The organism is Acidimicrobiales bacterium (assembly GCA_033344915.1).
GTDB lineage: Bacteria > Actinomycetota > Acidimicrobiia > Acidimicrobiales > Aldehydirespiratoraceae > JAJRXC01.
Window position 1 is genome coordinate 1,030,316 of record JAWPML010000001.1, and the last position, 21,341, is coordinate 1,051,656.

At 71.0% G+C, this 21,341-nt stretch carries 15 protein-coding genes; 9 read left to right on the forward strand and 6 right to left on the reverse strand.

Going from position 1 to position 21,341, the window contains the following annotated elements:
- Positions 1 to 28: 28 nt before the first annotated feature.
- The 5 genes from R8F63_04955 to R8F63_04975 are packed head-to-tail and all read left to right on the forward strand — an operon-like array spanning position 29 to position 7,226.
- Complete coding sequence (locus tag R8F63_04955; protein ID MDW3217943.1) at positions 29 to 2,737, forward strand: hypothetical protein; 2,709 nt, start codon at positions 29 to 31, stop codon at positions 2,735 to 2,737.
- A gap of 10 nt (positions 2,738 to 2,747) precedes the next feature.
- Positions 2,748 to 3,692, forward strand: coding sequence for a class I SAM-dependent methyltransferase (locus R8F63_04960; protein MDW3217944.1), 945 nt, complete (start codon positions 2,748 to 2,750; stop codon positions 3,690 to 3,692).
- Complete coding sequence (locus R8F63_04965; GenBank protein MDW3217945.1) at positions 3,689 to 4,954, forward strand: glycosyltransferase; 1,266 nt, start codon at positions 3,689 to 3,691, stop codon at positions 4,952 to 4,954. Before R8F63_04960 ends, R8F63_04965 begins: the two co-directional genes overlap by 4 nt.
- Positions 4,951 to 6,057, forward strand: coding sequence for a glycosyltransferase (locus tag R8F63_04970; protein MDW3217946.1), 1,107 nt, complete (start codon positions 4,951 to 4,953; stop codon positions 6,055 to 6,057). Before R8F63_04965 ends, R8F63_04970 begins: the two co-directional genes overlap by 4 nt.
- Positions 6,054 to 7,226 (forward strand): glycosyltransferase family 4 protein, encoded by a 1,173-nt coding sequence (locus tag R8F63_04975; GenBank protein MDW3217947.1) that lies wholly within the window; start codon positions 6,054 to 6,056, stop codon positions 7,224 to 7,226. Before R8F63_04970 ends, R8F63_04975 begins: the two co-directional genes overlap by 4 nt.
- Here the strand turns inward: R8F63_04975 and R8F63_04980 are convergent.
- On the reverse strand, positions 7,219 to 8,142 hold the full coding sequence (locus tag R8F63_04980) for a glycosyltransferase family 2 protein (GenBank protein MDW3217948.1): 924 nt from the start codon (positions 8,140 to 8,142) through the stop codon (positions 7,219 to 7,221). The two genes, R8F63_04975 and R8F63_04980, sit on opposite strands and share 8 nt — an antisense overlap.
- A gap of 15 nt (positions 8,143 to 8,157) precedes the next feature.
- Here R8F63_04980 and R8F63_04985 point away from each other — a divergent pair, with 15 nt between their 5' ends.
- The gene (locus tag R8F63_04985; GenBank protein ID MDW3217949.1) at positions 8,158 to 9,831 is read left to right on the forward strand and encodes a hypothetical protein; all 1,674 of its coding nucleotides are present in this window, start codon (positions 8,158 to 8,160) and stop codon (positions 9,829 to 9,831) included.
- Between the two features lie 80 nt (positions 9,832 to 9,911).
- Positions 9,912 to 12,002: an S-layer homology domain-containing protein gene (locus R8F63_04990; GenBank protein ID MDW3217950.1), complete on the forward strand. Its 2,091-nt coding sequence runs from the start codon at positions 9,912 to 9,914 to the stop codon at positions 12,000 to 12,002.
- Here R8F63_04990 and R8F63_04995 read toward each other — a convergent pair.
- The 3 genes from R8F63_04995 to R8F63_05005 are packed head-to-tail and all read right to left on the reverse strand — an operon-like array spanning position 11,999 to position 15,677.
- Positions 11,999 to 13,069, reverse strand: coding sequence for a glycosyltransferase family 1 protein (locus R8F63_04995; GenBank protein ID MDW3217951.1), 1,071 nt, complete (start codon positions 13,067 to 13,069; stop codon positions 11,999 to 12,001). The two genes, R8F63_04990 and R8F63_04995, sit on opposite strands and share 4 nt — an antisense overlap.
- Positions 13,066 to 14,145 carry a mannosyltransferase family protein gene (locus R8F63_05000; protein MDW3217952.1) on the reverse strand — a complete coding sequence of 360 codons (1,080 nt, stop codon included), beginning with the start codon at positions 14,143 to 14,145 and terminating at the stop codon, positions 13,066 to 13,068. The genes R8F63_04995 and R8F63_05000 overlap by 4 nt, the downstream gene beginning before the upstream one ends.
- Positions 14,142 to 15,677, reverse strand: coding sequence for a glycosyltransferase family 39 protein (locus R8F63_05005; GenBank protein ID MDW3217953.1), 1,536 nt, complete (start codon positions 15,675 to 15,677; stop codon positions 14,142 to 14,144). The genes R8F63_05000 and R8F63_05005 overlap by 4 nt, the downstream gene beginning before the upstream one ends.
- Positions 15,678 to 15,761: 84 nt before the next feature.
- Here R8F63_05005 and R8F63_05010 point away from each other — a divergent pair, with 84 nt between their 5' ends.
- A complete protein-coding gene (locus tag R8F63_05010; GenBank protein MDW3217954.1) occupies positions 15,762 to 17,123 on the forward strand; it encodes an FAD-dependent oxidoreductase in 1,362 nt (453 codons plus the stop codon).
- A 47-nt stretch (positions 17,124 to 17,170) separates the two neighbouring features.
- On the opposite strand, the gene R8F63_05015 is transcribed toward R8F63_05010, so the two are convergent.
- Positions 17,171 to 18,703: an acyl-CoA carboxylase subunit beta gene (locus R8F63_05015; protein MDW3217955.1), complete on the reverse strand. Its 1,533-nt coding sequence runs from the start codon at positions 18,701 to 18,703 to the stop codon at positions 17,171 to 17,173.
- Positions 18,704 to 18,745: 42 nt separating this feature from the next.
- Complete coding sequence (locus R8F63_05020) at positions 18,746 to 20,497, reverse strand: acetyl-CoA carboxylase biotin carboxylase subunit (protein MDW3217956.1); 1,752 nt, start codon at positions 20,495 to 20,497, stop codon at positions 18,746 to 18,748.
- A gap of 18 nt (positions 20,498 to 20,515) precedes the next feature.
- On the opposite strand from R8F63_05020, the gene R8F63_05025 reads away from it, so the two are divergent.
- The gene (locus R8F63_05025; GenBank protein MDW3217957.1) at positions 20,516 to 21,298 is read left to right on the forward strand and encodes a biotin--[acetyl-CoA-carboxylase] ligase; all 783 of its coding nucleotides are present in this window, start codon (positions 20,516 to 20,518) and stop codon (positions 21,296 to 21,298) included.
- The last annotated feature ends 43 nt before the right edge of the window (positions 21,299 to 21,341 follow it).

Below are 21,341 nucleotides of genomic sequence, written 5' to 3' on the forward strand. Positions count from 1 at the left end.
GTGCCAGCGAAGCTAGCGTCCGCAGGCGATGGGTCCCGTCCACGCCTCCCGGCGCCTCCTGTCGGCCGTCGCCCTGGCCGTCGTGGTCTTTGCGTTCTGGCCCGCGTTGATCGGTGGGGGATCGTTGGTGTCCCACGACGTCGTCGCCACGGCTGCGCCGTTCGACAGCTACCAGCCCGACGACTTCTCGCTCGAGAACGGACCAGGCGACCCGATCAACATCCACGCCCACTGGGCGGCGGTCGGCGAGGACCTCCGCCGCGGCGATCTCGGCTGGTGGAACCCCGATCTGGCGGCGGGGCAGCCGACGTTCAAGGGCGGCGTCCCGATCTTCAACCTGCCGTACCTCGTGGCGCCCGACTGGTACTCGCCGGGGCTCGTTGCTGCGATCCGCACGCTGGCGGCCGTCGGCCTCGCGGTCGGCTTTCTCACCGCCGTCGGATCACACCGGGTGTCCGCGCTCGCCGGGGGCGTCGCGTTCGGCCTCTCCGGTTTCATGGTCGGCTGGATGAACTGGCCGCACAGCTCGGTGGCGGCGCTCGCCCCCGGTCTGTTGTGGGCGATCGAGCGGGCCCTCCGTGATCCGCGACCCTGGCGCGTCGCACCGCTCGCCGGTGTCGTGACCCTCATGGTGTGGGCGAACTTCCCGTCCGTGCTGATCTACGTGCTTCTCGGCAGCGGCGTCTACACGCTGGTGCGGGCGGTGTCGGAATGGCGGTCGGCCGCCGAACGGGGCCGCTGGGTCCGCAGCCGCGCCCTGGTGTTCGTCGGGGCGGCCGTGGTGGCCGCGTGCCTCGCCGGTCCCCACGTCATCGGGTTCAGCGAGTACGTGGACTGGGCCGACACGTCGCACCGGATCGGCAATCCCGACGACTCCTCGGCCGGGATGGCGTATCTGCTGACGGCCGTCGCGCCCGCGGTGTGGGGGAGTGATGCCGTCGGCGCGAGCTGGTTCGGCGAAGGGAACTGGGTGGAGTTCAACACCCACGTCGGCTCGTCGGTCGTGGTGCTCGCCCTGCTCGGACTCGTCGCCGGCCTCGTCGGCGGCGACCGGCGTCGCCGGTCGGTGGCCGCCGGGCTCGTCGCAATGGTGGCGATCGGTGTGCTCGTGGCCTACCTCGGCGGACCGCTCGCGGTGGCGCTCGGTGACCTGACGGGATCACGGGGTGGACTCATGACCCGCGCCAAGGTGCTGATCGGCGTCGGCATGGCGCTCGGGGCCGCGTTCGGCGTGGACTGGCTCCTCGGCCCGCAGCAGGACCGGCGTCGGGTGACCCGCGTGGCGGCCGTCGTCGCCGGACTGGCCCTGCTCGCCCTCGCGCCGTCGGCGAAGAACTGGCTCGACGCGGCGCGGGCGAACGGCGCGCTGCGACAGACCGTGGCCGTCTCGTCCACGTCGATCCTCGCCGCCGCCGCCACGATCGGCGTGGTGGCGGCCCGGCTCCGGGGTCGCCTCGGCGCGACGGCTGCCGGCTGGGGGCTGGTGGCCATCGTCGGGGCCGAGCTCCTCACGTTCGCGATGCCCGTACCCACGACCGTCAGCCGCAGTGAACGGCTGGAGGCGACGCCGGCCCACACGGTCGTGCAGGCGACGCTGGAGCCGGGGGAACGGCTGGCGGGCGAGGGCCGCACGTTCTTCCCGGCGACCACGCAGCACTACGACATCGCGGACGCCCGCGGCCAGCTTCTCAAGTCACCCGGCTACCAGGAGCTCCTCCGCGCCATCGATCCGGACATGCTTCGGCGCGACGGCGGCGGCACGCCCACGAATCCGAACATCGCCGACGGCACCGACGTGACGTCGCCGGTGTGGGACGTGATGGCGGTCGGGGTCTGGGCCCAGTTCCCCGACTCGCGTCCGCCGGGAACGGCCACGGCTCCGGCCGGGGTCACCGACGGTGCCGACCCGGCCGTGCAAGCGCTCGCCGGCGCGACCGTCGTACCCGAGGGCGGCCTGCGGGCGGTGCTGGTGGAGGTCGGTCCCGCCGTCGGCGGCTTCGTCGACGTCCGCGTCACGACCGATGACGGCTCGACGACGGAGCGGCGCTGGGTCGAGCCGGTGGAGGCGGGCGCGATGAGCTTCGCCGTGCTCGGCGAGCATCTCCGGGTGGGGTCCGCGGTGGACGTCGAGGTCACGGCACCGGCCCCGACCCTGTTGGTCGGCGTGGACGCTGCAGGTGCACTGGCCGTGGGCACGATCGCGGGCGACGACGATCTGGAGCTCCTGCGGGTCGGCGACGTGATCCTGCTCGAACGGCCCGTGGAGCCGGTCCGCGTCGACACGGCCGTCGTGGTCGAACCCGACCCGCAGGCCGCAGCGGCGCTGATCGCCGACGGCCTCCCGCCCGGCACGGCCGTCGTGGATCGTGACGTGGGGCTCCCATCCGAGCCGACTGGCGCCACGCCCGCCGTGCTGCGTGACGTCGAGTACGGCCGCGGCACGGTCACGGCGACGGTCGACGCGCCGACCGATGTGCTCCTGGTCGTGTCCGAGTCGCACTATCCGGGCTGGGACGTGACGATCGACGGTGCCGCCGCGGAGGTCGTCCTGGCCGATGCGGCCTTCCTCGGCGTGGTCGTGCCCTCGGGCACGCACGACGTCGCGTTCTCGTTCACGCCCGAACACCTCGGACGCAGCATCGTCCTCCTGGCGGTCGGCGGGCTCGGGCTGGCCCTCGTTCTCGGCCACGGCTGGCGGGCCGGTGACCTCCGCTCGCCGTTGCGCCCGCGCGGGTAGCGTCGCCGTCGTGCCCCAGCCATCCGAACCCCCGATCGCCGACGACCAGTTCGCGGCCCGGATCCAAGCCGAGATCGCGGCTGCAGCCGAGGAGCGGCGACGGGAGAGCCCGGAGCTCGCCCGGCTGGAGCGCGAGATCGAACGCCAGTGGGCCGACATCGCCCCGCCGGGCGCCGGCGGCGGGGAGGAACTGCTCCTCGACCGCGTCGAGCGCCTCGCGATGGTGGACGTCGACGCGCCGGTCGGATCCAAACCCGGCATCCGTCAGGTGAAGGGAGCGATCCGCAAGGGGACCTACTGGTACCTGCGTTACGTGACCGATCAGCTCAACGCGTTCCACAACGTCCAGGCGCGCCTGCTGCGGCGCATGGACGAGCGCCTGGCGCGGCTCGAGGACTCGGCCGGTCTGTCGCGCTCGGTGGACGCGCTCGTGGGTGATGCGCCCGTTGCCGGTGCCGGGTGCGGGGCGGCGCTGCTCGAGGCAGCGGGCGGCGACGGCCGCGTCCTGGTCGCGGCGGCCGGGGCCGGTGACAGCCTGGCGCCGTTCGTCGGTCATCGTGTCGCCTACGGTGTCGAGGCCGATGCCCAGGCGGCCCTCAGCGGCATCGACGCCGGCCTCGACCTGCGGGTCGGCGACCCCCTCGATCATCTGCACTCGCTCGAGACCGACACCCTCGGCGCCGTGCTGGCCGGCGGGTCGCTCCAGCGGTGCGCGCCGGCCGCCGCGTTGGCTCTCGTGCAGGCGATGGTCCGGGTGTGCGCGCCGGGAGGCGTGGCGGCGGTCGCCGTCGAGGACCGATCCGGGTGGACCACGGCCGAACGGGAGCTCCTGGCCGGACGCGGACTGGCCCCCGACACCTGGGCCACCCTGCTGGCGCCGCTCGCGGTCGGTGTCGAGTCCGTGGCGGTCGATGACCCGGGAATCGAGCGGTTGGTCATCGCCCGGTTGCCGTGAGCCGTCGACCGGTCGTCCATCAGTTCACCGCCGTCCTCGCCGACCGTGATGCGCTGGGCCAGCACACACTCGCGGTGGACGACCTGCTGCGCGACATGGGCGCCGACACGATGATCTACGCCGCCCACGTCCACCCGGAGGTGAAGGATCGCGGACGTGATTTCCGCCGCCACGAGGACGACCCGGCACCGGACCTCATCGTGTACCAGACATCGATCGGCTCGCCGGTCGCCGAGTACGTGCTGGGCCGCCGTGAACCGCTGGTGCTGAACTACCACAACATGACGCCGGCGTCGTTCTTCGACCCGTGGGAGCCCCACGTGGCCGCCGAGCTGGACGACGGCCGACGCCAGCTCGTGCGCCTCTGCCGCCGCGCCCGCGCCGCGATCGCGGTGAGCGAGTACAACGCGAACGAGCTCCGTGACCTGGGCCTGGATTCAGTGGCGGTGGCCCCGGTGCTGTTCTCTGCTCTTTCGGCGCACGGCGGCGCCGATCCGCACACCGTTGTTTCGGCGCGCGGCGGCGCCGATCCGCACACCGTTGTTTCGGGGCGCGGCGGCGCCGATCCGCACACCGTTGTTTCGGGGCGCGGCGGCGCCGATCCGCACACCGTGTCGGGGTCTGGTTCGGAGGTCGGTGACGGGTCGGGGTCTGGTTCGGAGGTCGGTGACGTGCCGGGGTCTGCGCATGCAGCAACAGCAACGCATGCAGCAACGATGCTGTTTGTGGGGCGGTTGGCGCCGAACAAGTGTCAGCAGGATCTGGTTGGGGTGTTGGCGGGGGTTGTGGCGTTGGGGGTTGATGCGCGTTTGGTGTTGGTGGGTGGGGTGTCGTCGTCGGGGTTTGTGGAGTCGGTGGTGGGGTTGGCGGATCGGTTGGGGGTTGGGGATCGGTTGGTGGTGGCGGGTTCGGTGTCGGAGGCGGAGTTGGTGGGTTGGTATTCGGTGGCGGATGTGTTCGTGTCGGTGTCGGAGCATGAGGGGTTTTGTGTTCCGGTGGTGGAGGCGATGGGGTTCGGGGTGCCGGTGGTGGCGTTCGGGGCGGCGGCGGTGCCGGAGACGGTTGGTGGTGCGGGTGTGGTGTTGGGGGAGAAGTCGGTGGGGGTTGTGGCGGAGGCGGTGGTGCGGGTGTTGTCCGATGGGGTGGTGCGTGAGGGGTTGGTCGAGCGGGGTCGGGTGCGGGCGGCGGCGTTGGGTCCGCCGGTTTCGACGGAGCGGATGCGTGCGGTGTTGCAACCCCTCCTCGACGAGGCCACGTCGTGAGTCGGGTCGATCTCGTACTGTCGGAGCTGCACGAGCGCGACGCGACGTCGACCCATGCGCGGCTGGTCCGCGACCTGCTGGTGCGGGATGGCCATCGGGTGCGGTTCGTCGCCGAGCGGTCGATGGTCGCCGGCGAGGACGTGGTGCGCCTCGACCGGTGGAAGGCCGATGCCGACCTGACGATCCTGCAGCACTCGATCGGCAGCGTGGCCGCGAGCGAGATCGCGAAGCGGGAGGTCCCGGTCGTGGTCAACTACCACAACGTCACGCCGGTGGATTTCGTCGAAGCGTGGGAACCCGAGCATGTCCGCGGATTGCAGTGGGGCCGTGAGCAGCTCTGGGAACTCCGTCCGGTCGCGTACCACGCGATCGCCGTGAGCGACTTCAACGCCCGGGAACTGCGCGAGATCGGCTACGGGTCGGTCGCGGTGGCTCCAGTGCTGTTTGAGCCGTTGTGGTCTGTTTCGGAGGTCGGTGACGGGTCGGGGTCTGGTTCGGAGGTCGGTGACGTGCCGGGGTCTGCGCATGCAGCAACAGCAACGCATGCAGCGACGATGTTGTTTGTGGGGCGGTTGGCGCCGAACAAGTGTCAGCAGGATCTGGTTGGGGTGTTGGCGGGGGTTGTGGCGTTGGGGGTTGATGCGCGTTTGGTGTTGGTGGGTGGGGTGTCGTCGTCGGGGTTTGTGGAGTCGGTGGTGGGGTTGGCGGATCGGTTGGGGGTTGGGGATCGGTTGGTGGTGGCGGGTTCGGTGTCGGAGGCGGAGTTGGTGGGTTGGTATTCGGTGGCGGATGTGTTCGTGTCGGTGTCGGAGCATGAGGGGTTTTGTGTTCCGGTGGTGGAGGCGATGGGGTTCGGGGTGCCGGTGGTGGCGTTCGGGGCGGCGGCGGTGCCGGAGACGGTTGGTGGTGCGGGTGTGGTGTTGGGGGAGAAGTCGGTGGGGGTTGTGGCGGAGGCGGTGGTGCGGGTGTTGTCCGATGGGGTGGTGCGTGAGGGGTTGGTTGAGCGGGGTCGGGTGCGGGCGGCGGCGTTGGGTCCGCCGGTGTCGACGGAGCGGATGCGTGCGGTGTTGCAACCCCTCCTCGACGAGGCCGGCGCCCGATGACCGGGATCACCTTCGTCACCCCGCGCTATGGCGCCGAGGTGTTCGCCGGGGCCGAGGCCGGGGCCCGGCAGTTGGCGATGCGGCTCGCGGCGGACGGGCGCCGGGTGCAGGTGCTCACGACCTGCGCCCTGTCGATGCACACCTGGGAGGACCACTATCCGCCCGGCGCCACGATCGAGGACGGCGTCACCGTGCAGCGGTTCGCGGTGGACCAGCCGCGCACGCCGGACTTCGACAGCCACAGCGACGACCTGCTGCCTCGGGCCGCCGACGCGACCCTCGAGGAGTGCGAGCGGTGGATCCGGGCCCAGGGTCCGACGAGTGCGGGGCTGATCGATGCGATCGGCGCGGTCGACGACGGCGTGATCGTGTTCTACCCCTACCTGTACCACCCGACGGTCGTGGGGCACCGCGCCGCCCGGGTGCCCACGGTCCTCTATCCGGCCGCGCACGACGAGGCGCCGTTGCGGCTGCCGGTCTTCGACGAGGTGTTCGCTGCCGTCGACGGATTCGCCTTCCACACGCGGGCCGAACAGGACCTCGTCCACCGTCGTTTCCCGTCCACGGTCACCGCACCCCAGACGATGCTCGGCCTGCCGGTGGAGATCGACGGGTCGCCTGATGCGGGCGCGGCGCGAGCGGCGCTCGGACTCGGCGACGAACCGTTCTTCCTCTGCCTGGGTCGGATCGACCGGGCCAAAGGGGTCCACGATCTGGTCGAGCGGTTCGGTCGCTATCGAGCCGATGGTGGTCACGGTCGACTCGTGCTCGCCGGCACGGTGGGCGAGAAGCCGCCGTCCGGTCCCGGCGTGGTCTGCCTCGGGCGCATCCCGGAGGAGCACAAGAACGGCCTGGTCGCCGCGGCTGACGTCCTGATCAACCCGAGCTTCTACGAGTCGTTCTCACTCGTGATCCTCGAGGCGTGGCTCGCGGGCACCCCGGTGCTCGTGAACGGGTGGTGCGCGCCGATGGCCGAACACGTCGTGCAGTCCGGCGGCGGGCTGTACTACACCGGCCGGGCCGACTTCGACCTCGCGCTCCGGCGTCTCGCCGGCGATCCCGAGGCCCGCGCGGCCATGGCGTCGGCCGGCCGGGACTATGTCGAGCGGCGCTACTCGTGGGCCGCCGTGCGGACCCGGCTCGACGGACTCCTCGCCGCCGTCAGCTGAGTTCTTCGACCAGATCGCCGGGTGGCACGCGGCGGGGCGGCTTGGTGACCCGTACGACGAGATCGGCCAGCAGCCCCACCACGAGGATCTGCAGCAGGGCGAAGCCGAGCAGCAGCGTGTTGGCCGCCGGGCGGAAGTCCTTGTCCAAGAGGTCGAAGCCGAGCTTGCCCACGAACACGAGTCCGAGCACCGTCGCGATCGGCAGCACGATGCGCAGCGGGTCGTAGCTGAGGATCATGCGGATCACCTGGAGGGCGTAGCGCCGCGTGTCGGCGAGCCAGTGGAACTTGGACTGTCCGGCCCGCGTGGCGTACTCGATCGGCGTGTACTCCACGGAGTAGCCGTTCATCAGGAACGCCATGGTGATCGTGGTGACGCAGGAGAAGCCGGGTGGGAGCTGGTGGGTGTACTGGAGGGCGACGTCGCGACGGAAGGCCCGGAAGCCGCTGTTGAGGTCGGGGATCCTGGTCTTCGTCAGGTAGGAGGCGAGCCGGCGGATGATCCACTTCGCGGGCACGCGGAGCATCTTCAACGTGCCTTCCTCGCTCGTGCGTGCCCCGACGATGTGGTCGCCGTTGCCGAGCTGCTCGACGAGCTCGGGAATGCGGTCGTTGGGGTAGGACATGTCGGCGTCGGACCACACCACGATCCGTCCGCGAGCGGCTTCGGTACCGAGTCGGCGGGCGGTGCCCGCGCCCTGATTGCGGGTGGATCGCAGGACGCGCACATGGGCTCGGCCGACGCCGATCTCGGCCGAGCCGTCGGTCGAGCCGTCGTCCACTAGGACCAACTCCCATGAGTAGGGTGAGGCCTCCATGGAGCTGGTGATGCGATCGATCTCGTCCGCGAGATGGCCGGCCTCGTTGTGAACGGGCAGCACGATGCTGACATCGAGCGTCGATTCGGGGAACGTCACGGCGCGAGCCTAGGCGTGCGACGGCTTCCGCTGTGGGTCCTGCTCGGGCTCGTTCTGCTCCAGCCGACACCGCACCGGGTGAGCCAGACGGTGGCCGGAGATCTCGGCGACTCGATGTTCCTGACCTGGACGTTGTCGTGGGGGGCCCGGGCGTTGCGCACGGATCCGTTCGGTGTGTTCGACGCCAACATCTTCCACCCCGAACCGCAGACCCTGGCGCTCTCGGACCCGATGCTGTCGCTGGCGCCGGTGTTCGGGCTGGTCGAGTGGCTCACGGGCGACTCGATCGTCGCGCTCAACGTGTTGATGTTCGTCCTCTTCGTCGGGGCGCTGGCGTCCGCCCACGCCCTCGCGATGCGCCTCTTCGGGCGGGGGGACGTGGCGCTCGTCGTCGCCGTCGTCGCGTGCTGCAACAGCTACGTGTTCGGCCAGCAGAACCATCCGCAGCTCCAGACGTTCGGGTTCGTGTCGCTGTGCTTCCTGCTCCTGCTCCGCGCGATCGAGCATCGTCGGGCGCGAGACGGTGTCTGGCTCGGCCTCGCCGTCACCGCGATGACCCTGGCCAACGTCTACTACGGGCTGTTCTGGGTCCTGTGCGCGCTCGTCGTCGTGGCGGTTCTGCGGCTGCGGGGCGCCCTCCCGTCGGTGCGCAGCCTCCTGCGCCCCGCGGGGGCGGCGCTCGGGGTGGCGCTCGTCCTGCTGGGTCCGGTCGTGCGCGTCTTCCTCGCGGTGGACGAACGCAACGGGCTGGCCCGCGGGTACGAGCCGGGCAACTCCCTGCTGCCGACGGATTTCCTCACGCCGCAGGTCGACAACTGGTTCTGGGGCTCGGCGCTCGACGGGGTGAGTTCGGCGGGCAAGGCCGGTGAACACCACTACTTCCCGGGGTTCGTCGCGATGATCCTCGGCCTGGTCGGCATCGTCGTGGGGTGGCGGCTGCTCCGCCGGGGGGCCTCGGTGGTCCGCTCGAGCGTGCGGACCGACGAGCTGTTCGCCCTGGTCGTCGCCGGTGTGGTCGCGATCGTCTTCGCGATCGGACCCTCGCCGAACGGGGCGCCGGGCCCGTTCCGGCTGCTGCATCGATTCGTGCCGGGCTTCGACGGTGTCCGGGTGACCGCCCGCTTCACGGTGGTGGCCTTCATCGCGCTCGCGGTCCTCGTCGGGCTCGCCTACCAGGCGATCGCCGACCGAGTGCCGGTCAACCGTCGCCCGTGGTTGGCGGCGACGATCGTCGCGGTCGTGCTGATCGAGGTCGCCGGGCCGATGACCAGGGTCGACGTCCCCGAGGGGGACCGCCTGCTCGTCTACGAGGCGCTCGCCGAGGCGCCCGGCGGACCGGTGGTCGAGCTGCCGATCCGTCAGCCGGACGACGGCGAGACATGGCCGTACGTGGAGGCGCCCCGGATGTACCACGCCACCACGGACTGGAATCCGCGGGTCAACGGCTACTCCGGCAGCGCGCCGCGGGGCTTCCCGACGATCGCCGACCGTCTGAACCAGTGGCCGTCGACGGACGCGGAAGCGCTCGCCGACGACCTCGGCCTTCGCTATGTCGTGCTCCACGGAGGCGTCGAGCAGGGGGTCCCGGCCCTCGACGCGATCGCGCAGGAGAAGATCGTCTCGGCGGCCACCGCGCTCGGCTACGAGGCGACGCCGTTCGGCGAGGACTGGCTGATCGTTCGCTGGTGACGGCCCGGCCGGGCACTTGTCCCTGAGTCGTCCGGCCTATTGTGGTCAGGCGCGGCTCACAGAAATCCGATCGATACCCCATGCTCCTCAAGTCGTTCGCCGCCTCGACCGCGCTCGCGCTCGTGGCTTCCGTGCTGCTCGCCACCGCCGCCACGGCCACCGCCGCCGCCGACCCGTACGAGAAGAACTGGGCGTTGCTCATCGACGGCTGGAACCGGTCCTCCTCCGTCGTGATCGCCGACATCGACGGTGACCCGCAGAACGAGATCGTCGTGGGCCACCAGGACGGTGTCCTGCGCGCCTACGAGGGCGACGGCACGCTGAAGTGGGCCACCGACGCCGTGCCCACGGTGAACACCGGCAACGGGTGCGCCGCCCAGTCCGGCTCGTCGGCGATCGACTCCAGCCCGGCCGTGGCGGACATCGACGAGGACGGCATCCCCGAAGTGATCGTCGGGGTGGGTTCGACCTGGTCGGAGAACGAGAACGGCGGCGTGATCGTCTTCAACGGCGCGACCGGGGACAAGGAGTGGGGGACGAGCCTCGGCCGCGACACCGGCGACGTCTGGGCCAACACGGGCAACCTCGACGGCTGGTGCGAAGGCGTGTTCTCGACCCCCGCGATCGGTGACGTGGACGGCGACGGCCATCTCGACATCGTGTTCGCCAGCTTCGACTTCTACATCTGGGCCGTCGACCGGACCGGCGCACCGCTCCCCGGCTTCCCGTTCAACAACGACGACTCCGTGTGGAGCTCCGCCGCCCTGTTCGACATCGACGGTGACGACGACATGGAGATCTTCATCGGCGGCGACACCACGCCCGGTGGCTACTACGACCATCTCGGCGGCGTGTTCCGGGCCCTCGACTGGACGCCCGGCGGCGTCGTGAACCTCTGGAACGCCGAGGCGAACGAGGTCTTCCATTCGTCGCCGGCGATCGGCGACATCAACGGCGACGGTCGTCCCGAAGCCGTGATCGGCACGGGCGACAACTGGCACACCGAATGCGGGAACGGGCATCACCAGTGTGGGCCCGGCGACGGCGACGACCACTCGAAGGTGTTCGCGTTCCACCTCCAAGACGGCTCGACCGTGCCGGGCTTCCCGGTGTCGGCCGGGGACACGATCATCGCCTCGCCGGCGCTCGGGGACGTCGACAACGACGGGCTGCTCGAGGTCGTGGTCGGCTCGGCGGATCACCACGTGTACGTGTGGAACGGCGACGGCTCCCTCGCCTGGAAGGTGAAGCCCGACTTCGCCCACCTCGGCACCGGCCGGATGAACGCGCCGCCGATCATCGCCGATCTCGACGGCGACGGCGATCAGGACATCGCCGTCGGTGGCGACGACGGACTCGCGCTGCTGAACGGCGCCAACGGCGCCAACCTCGAGGACGGTCTCATCTGGCAGCAGCGGATGGGGTTCTCCTGGTCGATGGAGTCGGCCCCGGCCGTGGGTGAGATCGACGGCAAGCGCCACATCGTGTTCACCGCGTTCGACACGCCGGGGGTGCGGACCCGCCTCGCGGCCTACGAGCTCCCGGGATCCAACGCCGACGACGCGTGGCCGATGTTCCGGCGCGACGCGCTCCGGCAGGGCTCCATCGAGTCGACCCTCTGCGGCTACTCCAACAGCGGCACGTTCTGCGATGTGGTCGACTCCGCCTACTACGCCGATGCCGTCACCTGGATGGTCTCGGCCGGGATCACGAACGGCGTGACCGACCTCCTCTACGGGCCGAACCAGAACCTCACCCGGGCCCAGATGGTCACGTTCCTGTGGCGTGAGGCGGGCGAGCCGACCGGCTACGCCCACCACGGCTTCGCCGACGTCCCGGGGAACGCCTACTACGCCGATGCGGTGTCGTGGGCGAAGGCGACCGGCATCACCACCGGCACCTCGCCGTCGACGTTCGCACCGAACCAGAACGTCACCCGCGGCCAGCTCGTCACCCTCCTGTGGCGCCGAGCCGGCGAACCGAGCGCCAGCGCGCCGCCGGAATTCGGGGACGTGCCGAACGGGCGCTACTACAGCGCCGCGGTGGGCTGGGCCAAGGACAACGGCATCACGAACGGCACCTCGCCGACCACCTTCGCGCCGGACGCGCCGGTCACCCGGGGACAGGCCGCGGCCTTCCTGCACCGCGCCGCGGGCGAGCCCGAGGCCTAGCGCCCGGCGGCTGCCTCGTAGACGGCGACCATCGCGTCAGCCGCACGCGTCCAGGTGAGTTCGGCGATCCGGGCGGTGACTGCCGCGGGCACGGTCGCGTCGTCGGTCACGAGCTGGGTGACGGCTCCGGTGAACGCGTCGTCGTCGCCCGGCGGCACCAGGGCGACCTGATCGCCGACGAGCTCGGGGAGCGCGCCGACGGCCGTCGCCACGATCGGTGTACCGACGCTCAACGCCTCCAGCGGGGGCAGGGCGAAGCCCTCGTAGCGCGACGGCCAGAGCAGGGCCGTGGCGTTGCGCAGGAGGCTGTTGCGGGTCCGGTCGTCGACGGCCGGCAGGCGGTGGATGCGCCGACGGTCGAGACCGTCCAGCGCGGCGTCGAGCTCGGGCTCGGCGTTGCCGGCCGGCCCCGAGATCACGAGATGGACGTCCTCGTCGACATCAGCCATGGCTCGTACCGCGGCGACCACGTTCTTGCGATGTTCGACCGTGCCGAGGACGAGCAGATAGCGATCCGCACCCACGAGCCCGTGGGCGACGGCGGGGTCGGCCTCCGCCACCGGTTCGACGGCGTGGTGCACGAGGTGCACCTGCGCCGGTGCGGCACCCAGCTGCTCGACCGCTTCGGCGCCGACCAGCGCGGAGGACACGTGCACCAGTGCGCCGGCTGCGATCGCGTGGCGGATGGCCGGGGCCTTGGCCGCGACCTCGGGTCGGCACCATTCGGGATGCAGGAGCGGCGTCGTGTCCTGCAGCGAGATCACACTGCGGGCGGTCGGTGGCGCGAGGAAGTTGGGGCCGTGGGCGACGTCCACCGGCCCCGTCACGATCCGGCCGAGCAGGGCCGAACGGGCCCAGACACGCTGGGCGAGCGCGGCCGGCACGCGGGACCGACGCACGGTCACGTCGATCGGTGGGCGGGCCCCGCGAGCGGACAGGAGCCAGCCCGACACGTCGACCCGTTCGTCGTCGGCCAGCGCCGCGATCAGGGATCGGGTCACGCGGTGCACGCCGGTCGGCGGGCCGAGCAGGGCGGTGACGTCGATGCCGACCCGCAGGCCGGTCATGGCACGTAGACGCCGTTGAGGGCGAGCGTCGTGATCGCCGTGAGGCCGACGGCGGAGGCGGCAGGGAGCCAGCGGTCCAGGAGCGGGTGTCGACTCACCATCCCGGCCGCGATGATGAGGGGGAACACGCTCAACGCGTAGCGCTCCATCGAGTTGAGGTTGTCGGCGCTGACCAGCAGCAGCGTGGACAGTGCGGTGTAGACGGCGAGGTCGGTTCGAAGCCGACGGACGACGACCACCGCGAGGCCGATGATGACGATCGCGGCGGCGGTGTGGAACAACTCGCCCTCGTCGCCGCGGAGACCGTCGCCGAGTCCGCGCACGAGGCGGCTGATCGGCTCGGTGATCTCGCCCCGCAGGTCACGTTGGGCGTCGATCGGTGCCCGCCAGCCGTCGTGGTTCCGCTCCGACCAGATGAGGAACGTGAGCGTGCCGAGCGGGGCGGATGCGACGGCGAGCCATGTCGTCGGCGAGCGCCGGTGCCGCCAGCCGTTGACGAGGGTCGGGAAGGCGAGGAGGCCGGCGACGGGGCGGGTCAGACCGGCGAGGAACCCGAGGGCGGCGGTCGTCGTCCACTTCCGGGCCCGGGCGCTGAGGACCATGCCGATCGCGAGGCTGAGATAGAGCGCCTCGCTGTAGCCGAGGATCAGGACGAACGCGGGCGGGAAGAGGGAGAAGAGACGCACGGTGCGACGCGCCAGCGTGTGGTCGTTGGTCTCCTGCACCGTGAGTCGGTACAGGAGCGTGCCGGCGACGAGCGCCAGGAGGTTGGCCAGCACGACGAGGGCGATGTCCGGCCGGTCGCCGATCCAGCCGAAGAAGCGGCCGAGGAGCGGCCACAGGGGAAAGAAGCGGATGCCGCCGCCGAGGCCCGGATCGTCGTAGCCGTTGGCGGCGAGGTCGCGGTACCAGGTGCCGTCCCACGGGATGAGTCCGTCGTCGATGGGCGAGAACGCCGGTGGCGGCTCGAGCCGGTCGATGATCGCCCAGGTGGTGAGATACGCGACCGCGACATAGATCCGGGCCTCGGTCCATGCCGCCAGCGAGGCGAGGAGATCCCGACGCCAGGCCCTCATCCGATCAGCTCGTAGCGGGTGAGGAGCATGCGTTCGAACGCCTCGGACGGGGCGATGAGATGGTTCGGGCGGTGCGTCTGTTCGAGCGCATCGATGAGTGCCTCGCAACGGGTGCCGAGGCTCTTGTATCCGAAGCCGGCGACGAGCCAGATGGTCTGGCGCCCGGCCAGGTTGTCGGCCACGAAGGTGGCGGGGTCCGTGGCTTCGATCACGTCGGCGTAGTCACGCCAGTCGACCAGGCGACCGTCGCCGCGGGGGTAGGCGATCGACTCGATGGTCGCTTCGAGGGAGCGGTGCGTCGCCGGACCCAGTTGGTCCGGGCAGAACACGACCAGGTCACCGATGCGCCCTTCGTTGCCGGCCACGATCGCAGCTGCGACGTCGCCCGCCTGGGTGCGGTCCCGACGACCCTCGTCGACCCCGATCGCGAGACCGAACAGCACGACGCCGGCCAACAGCACCGGTCCGACCGGCGAGGGGAGCACGATCAGACCGCGGGCGGCGAGGAGCAGGATGAACGGCACGGCCACTGCGGCATAGCGGCCTTCGAACGCGCCGGCCGTGAGGAGCGCGACACCGCCGCCGATTCCCAGGGTGACGACGGTCATGAGCGCGGCGGCGGTCAGCGGGCCGCGCCGGAACCGCAGCTCCACGACATCGGCGCGGCGGACCCCTATCGCGCCGAGGATCGCGAGGATCGCCAGCACCACGCCGAGGAGTTCGCCCTCGAAGCGGTTGTTGCCGCCGATCGCCTGCATCGTCTCGACGGCGATCTCGGCGGGGCGGGCTCGGTCGGCCCACGGCGTGCCGGTCGACCCGAGCTGATCCAGGAACACCCCGAGCCAGACGACGAACGTCGCGCCGCCGGCACCGATGGCCAGGATGATCCGGGTGGTGGTCGGCCGGTCCGGCGGCTCGCGGAGCCATCGCAGGCCGAGGAGCAGCAGCGCCGCACCGATCAGCCAGAAGGTCCAGTAGTGGGTGTGGACGAGCGCCGCGGTGGCCAGCGCCACGGCGACGAGCCGGCCGACACGGGGCTCGTCCAGCGCCCGCTCGACCGTCAGCCACGCGAGCGCCACGAACAGTGTGACCAGGGCATACATGCGGGCTTCGGTGCCGTACCGGAGAAGGTACGGCGCGCTGAGCCCGACGAGGCCGGCGGCGACACCGATGTCGACGGACCGGCGGCGCCCGATGCGCCACAGGGTCACCGCGGTGCCGAGGCTCGCCACCGCCGACAGCGAGCGCGCGGCCCAGTCGCTGTCGCCGAGCAGGTCGGTCCACCAGCCGAGCAGCAGGTAGTACAACGCCGGGTGGCCGTCCTGGCGCAGGGCGTCGACCATCGCCGAGAAGTCGCGCGAGGCGATCTCCACCGAGAGCGCCTCGTCGAGCCACATCGGCGACGGGGCGAAGAGGCGCAGCACGATGCCGCCCACGAGGGCGACGACGCCGAGTCCGAGAAGAGGACCCTGCCACCGCCATGGTGGGGTCTCGTCCGTGTGCCCGTCTGTGGGTGGAGCGGCGGTGGCCACGAGGGGCGAATCTAGCCGCGTGGTGGGAATGGACCTGCATGGCCGCACCGGCTGGCGGGTGCGGGTCACTACACTGCGCGCACTGTGCCGAAGCGAATCGTCATCATCGGAGGCGGCCCGGCGGGCAACTCCTGCGCCACCACGGCTGCCCGGTTGGGCGCCAACGTCGTCCTCATCGAGCGCGACGTGATCGGTGGGGCGGCCCATCTCCACGACTGCATCCCGTCCAAGGCGATGATCGCCACCGGCAACGCCCGACAGTTCCTGCGCCGCGCCATGCGCATGGGACTCGCCGAGGTCAGCTCGGACGTGGATCTCGAGAGCCTCGGCGAGCGGCTGCGCACCATCGAGGGCCGTCTCGAGGCGCAGACCCGCACCCTGCTCGCGAGCCAGCGGGTCGACCTCATCCACGGCGACGCCACGATCATCGACGCCAACACGGTCCGGTCGGAGTCCTCCCAGGGCTCGATCGACCATCAGGCGGACGTGATCGTTCTCGCCACCGGAAGTCGCCCGCGGATTCCGGAGTGGGCGGAGATCGACGGCGACCGGATCATGACCACGCGTGACGCGTACCCGCCGAACGAGGTGCCGTCCCACGCGATCGTGATCGGGTCGGGTGTCACCGGGGTGGAGTTCGTGCACCTCTTCGAGTCGATGGGCAGCGAGGTCACCCTCGTCGTCAGCCGCCAGCAGGTGCTGCCCGGCAAGGACGCCGAGGTCGCGGCCGCGCTGGAGGAGGACTTCCTGCGCCGCGGGGTGAAGCTGTTCAAGGGCGCCCGGGCCACGGCGGTCAGTCGCGAGGGCGACGAGGTCACCGTCGAGTGCAACGACGGGCGAATCGCCCGCGGTTCCCATGTCCTGCTCGCGATCGGGTCGATTCCGAACAGTGACGGTCTCGGACTCGAGAACGCGGGTGTGGAGACCGACAGTGGCTACGTGCCGGTCGATGTGAACCTGCGGTCCAACGTGCCCCACATCTACGCCGCGGGCGACCTCTCCGGTCGGCTCCCGCTCTCCTCGGTCGCCACCATGCAGGGCCGCAAGATCGCAGAGCACGCAATGGGCGGCCTGCGGCCCGGGCAGCACCGGCTCATGGACTACGACAAGGCGGCCTCGGCGATCTTCACCGAACCGGAGATCGCCGACGTGGGCCTGGCCGAGGCCGACGCGTTCTCGGAAGGACGCAAGGTCCGGGTCACCAAGGTGCCGTTCGCCGCCGCGGCGAAGGCACTGATCAACGACGACTCACGCGGGTTCGTGAAGATCGTGTCCGATCCGGCGACGGGCGTCGTGCTCGGCGGGTCGATCGTGGGTCGTCACGCCGCCGAGCTGATCTCCGTCCTCGCCATCGCCGTCACCAACGGTCTGACCGTGAGCGACATCCACGAGAGCCTGCTCGTGCACCCGACCCTCGCCGAAGCCCTCAGCGAAGCCGCCGAGTAGCCAGAAAGTACTGGTGAAGCAGGGGTCAGACCCCAGGTGAAGCGCGGTCAGACGGGGGGGACGCCGTGGCGGCGGTGGGAGAAGTGGCGGTCCTTGCTGGCGGCGAGGGCGAGGCGGGTGAGGAGCTCACGGCGGAGGTCCTCGGGTTCGACGATGTCGTCGATGACCAGGTCCGAGGCGAGACGGAGCAGGTCGACGTCCTCGTTGAACTCGTCGCGCTGCGCCTGGATGAACGCCTCGCGCTCGGCTTCGTCCTCGATGGCGGCGATCTGGTTGGCGTAGACGGCGTTCACGGCGGCCTCGGCGCCCATCACGGCGATCTCGGCCGAGGGGAGCGCCAGGCAGGCGTCCGGGCCGAACGCGGGTCCGCACATGGCGTAGAGGCCCGCGCCGTAGGCCTTGCGGAGGATGACGCTCACGGTCGGCACGGTGGCCTCTGCAACCGCGGTGATCATCTTGGCGCCGTGGCGGATGATGCCCTGGCGCTCGACATCGGAGCCGATCATGAAGCCCGGTACGTCGGCGAGATAGATGAGCGGCACGTTGAACGCGTCACACTGCCAGATGAAGCGGGCGGCCTTGTCCGCCGAGTCGACGAAGAGCACGCCGCCGTTCGCCGCGGGGTTGTTGGCGACGAGGCCGACGGTGTTGCCGCCCAGCCGACCGAATCCCACCACGAGCTCGGGGGCGAAGAGCGGCTTCACTTCGAAGAACGTGTCCGCGTCCACGAGACCGCGGATGACGGTGCGGACGTCGTACCCGGTCTTCTCGTCGCGGGGAAGGAGGTCTGCGGTGAACGGGTGGGCCGGCTCCGCCGCGGCGGCCGGTGGCGGCGGCTCGGTCCACGCGGTCGGCAGGTACGAGAAGTACTCGCGGGCCTGCTCGATCGCATCCTCGTCGTCGGCGCACAGGTTGTCGCCGCACCCCGAGACCGTCGCGTGCATGCGGGCCCCGCCCATCTCCTCGAGGGTCACGTGCTCGTTGATGACCTCCTCGGCCATGCGGGGGGAGCCGAGGTACATCGACGCATTGCCCTCGACCATGAAGACGATGTCGCAGAACGACGGGATGTAGGCCCCGCCGGCGGCCGACGGGCCGAAGAGGCAGCAGATCTGGGGGACCCGGCCCGACAGCGCCACCTGATTGTGGAAGATGCGGCCGGCCCCGCGGCGGCCGGGGAACATCTGGACCTGGTCGGTCAGCCGGGCGCCCGCAGAATCCACGAGCCAGAACAGCGGCAGGTCCGTGGACAGGGCTTTCTCCGTGATGCGCACCATCTTCTCGACGGTGCGGGCGCCCCACGAGCCGGCCTTGACGGTCGGGTCGTTCGCCATGACGAGCGCGGGGCGACCGTCGACGAGGCCCTGGCCGGTGACGACCCCGTCAGCCGGTAGGCCGGTGGCCTGGGCGTTCGCCAACGCGCCGTCCTCGACGAAGGTGCCGGGATCGAACAGCAGGTCGAGTCGGGCGCGGACGGGCAGCTTCGCGTCGCGGTCGAGCCGCGCCGCGGCCTTGTCGGTGACCTCCCGGGTCGCCGAGCGGGCGGCATCGAGGCGGTCGCGAAACGAGTTGTCAGGCACGACGCAAGTGTGGCGCACCCGGTGCGGCCGTGGCGACGATTCCTACTCGATCACGGCGACGACGTCGCCGCCGCCGACCGAGTCGCCCTCGCTCACGCGGATCTCGGAGACGGTGCCGGCCTTCTCGGCGTTGACGTTGTTCTCCATCTTCATCGCCTCGAGCACGACGATCGGATCGCCGACCTCGACCTCGTCGCCCACGGCCACGACGACCTTGACGATGGTTCCCTGCATCGGGACGGCGACGTCGCCCGAACCGGCACCACCGCCACCGGAGCCACCACCCGAGCGCCTCGGACGGGCGGGGCCACCGCCGCCCGCGGCCGGCGCGGACTCGGGGACCCACATGGAGACGGAGAAGCGCTTGCCGTTGACCTCCACGTCGAGGTCGCGCTTGACCTTCGGCGTGTCGTCCTCGTCCGCGGACCCGGTGGGCGCCGCGCCCACGCCGGTGAGGTCGAGTGTCTCCTCGACCCACTTCGTGCTGTGTTCATTGGCCGCGAAGTCGGGATGCTCGAGGATCGCGATGTCGGCCGGAATCGTGGTCGCCACGCCTTCGACCTCGAGTTCGCCGAGCGCGCGCAGCGCCCGGGCGATCGCGGTCGGGCGGTCCTTGCCCCACACGATGAGCTTGCCGACGAGATTGTCGTAGTACTGGCTGATCTCGTCGCCGGATTCGTAGCCGGTGTCGAACCGGGTGCCGAAGCCGTCCGGCGTCCGGAGCGAGGTGATGGGGCCGGGCGAGGGCAGGAACGCGCCGCCGGCGGGATCCTCGGCGTTGATCCGCACCTCGATCGCGTGGCCCCGGATCTCGATGTCGTCCTGGGTGAACGGCAGGGCTTCGCCGGATGCGATCCGGAGCTGCTGCTCGACGAGGTCGACGCCGGTGATGAGTTCGGAGGCCGGGTGCTCGACCTGGAGCCGGGTGTTCATCTCGAGATAGTGGAAGCCGCCGTCCTCGTAGAGGAACTCGACGGTGCCGGCGTTGACGTAGTCGCAGCCCTGGGCGACGGCGACCGCGGCCGCGCCCATCTGTTCGATGATGTCGTCGGGGATGCCGGCCGCCGGCGCCTCTTCGATGAGCTTCTGGTGCCGGCGCTGGGCCGAGCAGTCGCGGGTGCCGAGGTAGACGCAGTTGCCGTGGCTGTCGGCGAGGATCTGCACCTCCACGTGGCGCGGCTTGGTGAGATAGCGCTCCATGTAGCACTCGTCGCGGCCGAAGTAGGAGAGCGCCTCGCGCTGGGCCGACGCGAGCTGGTCGGCCGCCTCGTCGGCGTTCTTCACGACCTTCATGCCCCGTCCGCCACCGCCGTAGGCGGCCTTGATGGCGATGGGCCAGCCGTGTTCGTCGCCGAACGCGACGATCTGGGATGCGTCCGTCAGCAGGTCCGTGGTGCCGGGCACGCCCTGCACGCCGACCTTCTCCGCCGCCTCGCGGGCCGAGATCTTGTCGCCCATGACTTCGATGGCTTCGGGGCGCGGGCCGATGAACGCCACGCCGCGATCGGTGATCGCGCGGGCGAAGTCGGCGTTCTCGGAGAAGAACCCGTAGCCCGGGTGGACGGCGTCGGCCCCGCTCTTCTCGATGGCGTCCAGAATCGCTTCGGTGTCGAGGTACGACTCCGCCGCGGTCTGCCCGCCGAGGGCGTAGGCCTCGTCGGCGAGGCGCACGTGGAGCGCGTCTCGATCGAGGTCGGAGTAGACGGCGACCGTCGCAACGCCGAGTTCGCGGCAAGCACGAATGACGCGGACGGCGATTTCGCCGCGGTTGGCGATCAGGACCTTGGTGAACACGTGCTAATGGTTAGTCGAATGGACCCGACCCGTGCGACATGTGCTGACCGGTTTCTCCCGGAGAGCGCGGCCGTCGCGGCGGCGCTGGGGCCGGGTCCGCTGGGTCATGTCGAGGTGACGGGTTCGACCAACGCCGACCTCGCGGCGGAGGCCCGGGCCGGCGACGGGGGTGGGGCGGTGCTCGTGGCCGATCATCAGACCGCCGGTCGGGGTCGCCTCGACCGCACCTGGGTCGACGAACCGGGTTCGGCTCTGCTGGTCAGCCTCCGGGTGCCGACGACACCGGCGGCTGCTGCCGCGGTGGTCGCGGCCGTGGGAGCGGCCGCCCGCGCCGCGGCGGACGGACACTGCCCTGACGCGGTGCGGGCGAAGTGGCCCAACGACCTGGTCGTCGAGGACGGCGCCGCTCCCGGCAAGCTCGCCGGGGTCCTGGCGGAGTTCGTGGACGGTGACCGCCCCTGTGTGATCGTCGGCGTCGGGATCAACGTCGGCCCCGCCGCGCGTCCGCCCGGCGCGACGTCGATCGCCGCCTGCGGGGGCGCGGTCACCCGCGACGCCCTGCTCGCCGACCTCCTGCGGGAGCTGCCCGCGCGCCTGGCCGACCCGATGGCCGTCGCCGCCGAGATGCGGAGCAATTCGGCCACCCTCGGTTCCCGGGTCCGGGTGGAGCTCCCGGACGGCGCGGACCTGGTCGGGTCAGCGACGGACATCACCGCGGAGGGACATCTCGTGGTGCTCGGCGACGACGGCGCGTCCCACACCGTCGCCACGGGCGACGTCATCCATCTCCGACCGGCATAGCGCCGACCCGGCACAGCGAAGTCCGCTTCCCGTCCCGCTCCAC